At 32.3% G+C, this 6,361-nt stretch carries 5 protein-coding genes; 1 reads left to right on the plus strand and 4 read right to left on the minus strand.

Translation table 11 applies throughout. The features are described 5' to 3' along the window. Positions 1-201: 201 nt before the first annotated feature. Positions 202-528 (plus strand): hypothetical protein, encoded by a 327-nt coding sequence (locus tag ACTL4S_RS16185; RefSeq protein WP_005028412.1) that lies wholly within the window; start codon positions 202-204, stop codon positions 526-528. Between the two features lie 146 nt (positions 529-674). Here the strand turns inward: ACTL4S_RS16185 and ACTL4S_RS16190 are convergent, their stop codons facing one another. Genes ACTL4S_RS16190 through ACTL4S_RS16205 form a run of 4 tightly spaced genes read right to left on the minus strand, consistent with a single transcriptional unit; the run spans position 675 to position 5,469 of the window. Then, on the minus strand, positions 675-2,300 hold the full coding sequence (locus tag ACTL4S_RS16190; protein ID WP_005006366.1) for an SAVED domain-containing protein: 1,626 nt from the start codon (positions 2,298-2,300) through the stop codon (positions 675-677). Between the two features lie 2 nt (positions 2,301-2,302). Further along, the gene (locus tag ACTL4S_RS16195; protein ID WP_005006362.1) at positions 2,303-2,803 is read right to left on the minus strand and encodes a Mov34/MPN/PAD-1 family protein; all 501 of its coding nucleotides are present in this window, start codon (positions 2,801-2,803) and stop codon (positions 2,303-2,305) included. After that, a complete protein-coding gene (locus ACTL4S_RS16200) occupies positions 2,788-4,446 on the minus strand; it encodes a ThiF family adenylyltransferase (RefSeq protein WP_005006360.1) in 1,659 nt (552 codons plus the stop codon). Before ACTL4S_RS16200 ends, ACTL4S_RS16195 begins: the two co-directional genes overlap by 16 nt. Before the next feature lie 9 nt (positions 4,447-4,455). Beyond that, positions 4,456-5,469 (minus strand): nucleotidyltransferase domain-containing protein, encoded by a 1,014-nt coding sequence (locus ACTL4S_RS16205; protein WP_005006358.1) that lies wholly within the window; start codon positions 5,467-5,469, stop codon positions 4,456-4,458. Positions 5,470-6,361 lie beyond the last annotated feature (892 nt).

Here is a 6,361-nt window from a genome sequence, read left to right on the forward strand (position 1 = left end):
CGGTTATATGCGGGCCAATTGGTTGTGCGGTAGATTTTGTGTGTAGGCTTCTTCATTTGAAAATTATATCGCTGAAAAACCCTTTACAGATAGGTTTGTGCAACAAAGCCATTCAGAATTGAAATAGAAAAATTTAAAAATAAATAACTTGGAAATAGATTTTATGATAAAATTCAATCAGCTATATTAATTTCTACACTTATGTCTGCACTACAAAAAATTAATGAAGATATGATAGTGAATCTTCCTAAGGGTGATTTACACGTTCATTTAAATGGAGCTATTCCAACAAATTTAGTTAAGGAATTATTAGCAAAAAATACAAATGGAATTCCCTCAAATTTTGATATTAATAAAGATTTAAATATTCTCGAACCACAAAAAAATCTGCAAGATTATTTAAAACCATGGAAAGTCTTAAATTTAATACCTAGATCGCAGAGTGATTTAAATAAAATAGTATTACAAACATTTTTTAGTTTAAAACGGCTTTGTTGTATAAACATTCTTCAAGATACTGATTTTTAAGGATTTGTTTAAATTTTAATCCAAAAATAAATTAAACAAAATCATAGTCTTAGATATTTATGCAACAAAGCCCCATTAGAGCTAAACTCCATTTACTAATGTCATATTTAAATCTAATGGTATGAAAGTACTATCAAATATACTGTTTAAATTACAGCGATTTCATTCTTGCTTCCATTATTTCGAATTTGAAGTCTTGGAACCATTGAATTATTTAAGTAATCATAAATAACCATTTCAGGATGATGCAGATCAAATGCTTGTCCAAACCATATACAAGCAGCATTGGATGCACATGGTAAGACATGAATTTTGGTAATTCCTTTATCTGTTAGACTATGAAATAACGCATGAATATCTTGCATGAAACTTAGTCCTCGTTCAGGATTTCTTATTGCTCCATTCCCCATATATTCTGGTTTAGCAGTAATATTAATTACCGGATGTCCTAATTCAACAGCCTTATTTTTAGAGGTTTCTGGATCAGCAGTGAGATTCAATCTAATAGTAATTTCAGTACAATCTTCTATTTCACTGAAATTATTAATTTCATACGCTTTGGTTGTACATATAAGATCAGGCCACATCCAACAACTTCCATCCCTATACATAAGCATAGGTATAAATTTCCCTTTATTTCCTAATTTACTTCCTAATGCTATTAGGCATGGCATAGGGCCGAAGCCAAAAATAGCTACTCTCTTATCATCAAATTTAGTTTCCCTAAGTAATTGTTCTGTTTGAACTTCAAATTCTTCTAAAAAATACTTTTTATAGAACTCATCAGCTGAAGCTCTTAAATGAGCTGGTAATGGTTCATGAATTAGTGTCTTATCTTTATGCAAAATAGATTTTAATGGGAGAAGGCAGCTTGCAATATCACGTCGTGAAGGAGACTGAGGAATATTGCGATTCACGGGCCAGAAAAATAAATACACTGGCATAGGAGTAAAGCTTAAAGAATCTAATAAATCTTCGCATTGTGCTGTGAAATTACTTCTCATTTGCGAGAGTCTTGAAGCTGTATATTCTGCGCCAGCAACTTTATCAATTAACCTATGATGTTTTTCACATAATAATAAAATATTCGTTGGATCATCTGATAGTTGATATGAGAAGAAGGGGATACCGCGAGTAGAATTTTCTGATGCTGCAACATTATGAGCTAAAACGCCATATGTACCTTCAAATCCAGTTATTTCATCTATGTTTAATTTTGCACCACATCCTTTAAACATACATCGGCCATGACTTGAGAGATAAATCTGGTTTTTATCTTTTTCAGATAAATCGTTACCCCTACCTGTAAGATGCTCAAAATCAAAAATTCTTTTTATGAAATATTCTAATTGGTTTACAGGGTTTGGTTTTTGTTTAGGAATCTTTCTAGGAACAAAATCTACATCTTTAACTTCGCTCTCTTGAGAGGAGGTTAAATTCCATGTTTCTTTTAACTTTTCAAAATCATGTAGAGTGTGGGCATCAATTATGTGACCTTGAAGAAAGCGTGCATAAATGGAAATTTTTTTGGCAAGCAATCTTCGGACAAAAGTTAAAGTATCATCATAATTGAGAATTATACGGAAAAAACTTTCAGGGCTTTTATTTTTCAATAAGACAAAAATTATATTTTTACGTTCTTCATCAACTAATACACCTAATGAATCTATACAAATATGCTTTAAAATTTCTTCTATATATTTATTTGCATTTGATAAATCATCTATTGCTGATAAAGAAGTCTGTAAACTTAGGGATGGGTCTAGTTGCATTTTCAATTTAACTCAATATAACCTAACAGTTTGATTTTAAAATTTTTTCTACCAATCCAGATTCCAGTTTTTACTCTTCCGATTATTAAATATAAAACTGGGTCATTAAGATTGGTAATGCCATTTAGAACAGTATCTATATCCCTTAAATCGGTTGGAGAGGGTGTTGGTACATCTTCAGGATGTGTATGCCATAGGCCTTGAAAATTATAGAATTTTTTAGATTCGTTCCAAGCTTGTATTAAAGCATATTGGTGGGACTTTGACCTAAAGAAAGACATACGTGTTTGACAGTCTCCTTCCATAGGAGAGGTAAAGCTTTCAATGATTTTAGCTTTAGTTTCTATGTCTGTTCTTCCAATTAGAATGCCACCCGATTCTGGAGAATCTGATTCTAATTGTATAAATTGCTTTAAACTCTTTAAAACATTTGCTTGAATAATAAAGACTTGGCCTGTAGGTGTGTCACATTTAATCCTCCCTTGAGTTATGTATTGCAACATGGGCATACTTCTTTATAAATTTCTTTTAAATTCAATATATTAATTCCATTTGAATTATTTACTGAATTATAAAAAGGGGTAGTAATTATTCCATTTTTATTTGCATTCTGATTGTCGCCAGAAATAGAAACAAATCCTAATTGTTGATTCAGGACATATTCAGAAATATAGCTTGCTAGCTTCATGCAATTTAAAGAAGAGAAGGGGGTAAATGCACCAGCACACCCTGTAATATTTTTAGCAATTAGCTGTCCAGATTGTACATATTTATACATAGGGGTAAGACTTTTATTTGATTTTTCATCAAAATATAAGCAGTTTAAACATCCTACATGTTTATTATTGAAAGAAATAAAATGTCCACCTAAATCATAAGGTTCTAACCAGCCTATTATTACTTGAATGTTTGCACTTATTTCATAAATAGTTTTTACGAGAGAAATCTCAGTAGGAGTATGGCCAATTGCTATGATGATAGTATCAATATCTTCAGTAATTTTTGATTTTATCCAGCTTTCACCATGGCTTACGAATGGAAAAATAGTTAATCCGGGCCTTTCTATTAAAAACTTATTAGCTAAAGAAGTAGATTTATAGGTATTAACATACTGCAAACCTAAAGAATGACGATAAATATTATCTGTTTTTAAAAGCTCTGGATCTATGAAAGAAAATTTATTTACGCCTGTTTGAGCTAATATCTCTGCAATCTTTGAGCCTAAAGCCCCACATCCGATAATCGCTATATGTCTTGTTTTTTTCTCTTGCCCCGTTCTATTTAATAAATAATCTATCCACGCTCTTTGTGTTAAAGAGACTTTAAAGCCTTTGAAGGATACTTTTTCTTTGAAAGAATACCAAATGGCATAATAAAAAATCACATAAGCAAATCCATGTTCATTTGGAATTCCCACTAGGGCATAATGATTGCCTTGTTTTAACAAAGATCGTTTGTTCTCATTAGAGAGGGTATTAACAATTTTTAGAAAATAGTCCTCATTAAAATAATCTCCTATATCTGGTATGGGGAAAACAGAAGCATCTTCTAATAATATCTTATGAATTTTTACTTTTGTGAGCTGGTTGTGGTTTATGTAAGAACTATCGCCATCATCAATATGCTCTAATATTTGATGATTCCCTTTTGATGATTTTCTTAACCAACCATATAAATTAAATGTAGAAGTAGGGTCGCAATGTAATATTACATCCTCATTTATATTTTGAGTGCTGCCTAAATATCCTTCTAGTTCGTTATACAAGCTTACTCGGTTGTTTAATTGAAAATTAATAAAAGATTGCTTGAGTATATCTATAGCCCTTTCAAAGAATTCAGTAATAAGTTCTTTATGTCTATAGCCTTCAAAGTTTTCACCTTGATGATCCGTAGTACAAATTTCCCCACTTTGACTCACATGATCTAAGGCAGACATTGGTCGTGTCAATATTCTAAAAATGGGAGGTATCGTCCAATTAGCTCTATTTTGAAAAATTAGACCAAGGCAAACCTGTTGTGTATTAATGAGAAAATCAAATTTTAGATTAACCCAATCCTTAGTAATAGAAGTGACATGGATATTTTGAGCTCCATGTTCACTTAATAGCTTTTCAATATTGTCTAACTTTGGGTTATCAAAAAACATTGAGTTTTCCTAAGCAGATTTTCCTTCTTGAGTGTAATAAGTTTGTACTACTGGTTCGGACACTTCTTGTATTTCAGGGATAGGGAATTGTCTTCCAAAAGTTTTATTTAAAATTTTGCAAGCTTCTACTGTATCAGTTTCCTCATTTACAGCTTCTAAAGATGATTTTAAATCTTCAAGTTTTGATTTTAAGTGCTCCATTTGTTTTCGGGTCAATTTTTCGAGTAAGTCTACACCTTGATGTGCAGGTAAATTAATTACGAGTCTGAAGTAATACTCGTTATTTTCTGGATCAATGCTAAAGGTAGTGAATTGATCTAATACATTATTTACTATAGAAAGTAATACCTTATTATCATTCTCATAATCTTCAGCTGTTATATGCTCATATACAGCTGTAGTGATAGCAATACTCTTAAAAAAATCTAGACCTTTCTCATTTCGCCATTGTTTCAAGTAGCGAGTACATCGTCTAAACTGATGACGTAAATCTGAATCATCTTCAAATTTTCCCAAAATTGTATCGGTAAGTTCAGTAGGATTTGAAATATCCCAAGTCTTAAGGTCTTCAGAGGAGAATTCCTTACCTCGAGCTAGATACATATTGCCTTTGTCGTCTTCAGCGTAGATGGGCAGATCTACATGATAATCGGGACTACCATTTTTGAGATAAGTGACAGTTACGCAAGGTCGTTTGATCGTTACAGTTCTATTTGAATGAGTTAAAGCATCTCTAACAATTTTTTTAATTTCTACTGAGCCATATTCCTCTTTGTCACAATCTAATAAAACTCCTACATCAATATCATAATCTCCATTCTTAGGCTTAATCCCTGTGCCCAAGGCATAACTACCTTGATTAAAGTATTCAACAAATTGAGGACCATTTGGATCCTTTTTGAGTTCATCTTTTAAGGTGCTAATCAAAAGGTCACGTTTTTCACGTAATGTACTTTCTTCGTCATAACGACCTAATCGAATATTTGTGTGGAACTTAGCATAGTGTTTTTGTGGATTCGCCATATTGTTGTATTCCTGTAGTGCTTTTGTTGTTATGGGGATCTCCTATATTAAATACAAGTTAAGACATTAAAAAAAATAGAATTTTTAAAGGGAAAATTTAATCAAAAAATATTTAAACAAACGATGAGATGTATCAATCTCCAATTTTTAGCATTCCTTCCCAACTAAAATAGTTTTGAGTCAAATTCTTTCTGGACATCGCCCATACACGACCATGCATCTTGCAAGGTCCAATTACGGCATCGCCACCACAGAGTAAAAAGAATGTTCAAAATAAACAGTCTAAAAATTCTGAATAGCCTTTTAGAACAGAGAGTTAAGGCACACAATTTAAAATAGTCAGTGAGCCTATCAAAATCCTCATGTATGAAACCTAAGAAGTTCCACATTTTTCTGGGTATACAAGCCTAAATTTTATGGAAAGAATTCATATGCTGCTCCTTTAGCTAAAAGAGTATTCAGCTTACGATTCGTGGTTATTTTCAACAGTGCCTTCTGGTAAGGGTCGGCACCTGCACATCAAAAAAATCTCCCCCCAGAGTACGGCTGTTTCTATCGGGGGTAGAATATTCATTCTGTTACTTTAGACTATAGCCTAACGGAACAAAATAAAGTCTTAAAAAGCAACTCAAAAACCGTATTTATAGACTTAATATTTAATTTCGGTACAATATGTATTTAATTATCTAAACTCTAACGGTACAGAATGCCTAATCAGGTCGGATATATTCGAGTCAGTTCAACTGAACAAAATACTGAACGTCAATTAGATGGAATCAGCCGGCACTGTTGCAAATAGGCTGACATGATAAGCTAAATATCTTATTTATTTCGAGATACAGCAGATGAATCCCTTCCACGGTCGGCACTTTCAAGGTGAAATCATTCTTTG

Origin of the sequence: Acinetobacter lwoffii, from assembly GCF_052078135.1 — a bacterium.
GTDB classification, from domain to species: domain Bacteria; phylum Pseudomonadota; class Gammaproteobacteria; order Pseudomonadales; family Moraxellaceae; genus Acinetobacter; species Acinetobacter lwoffii_Z.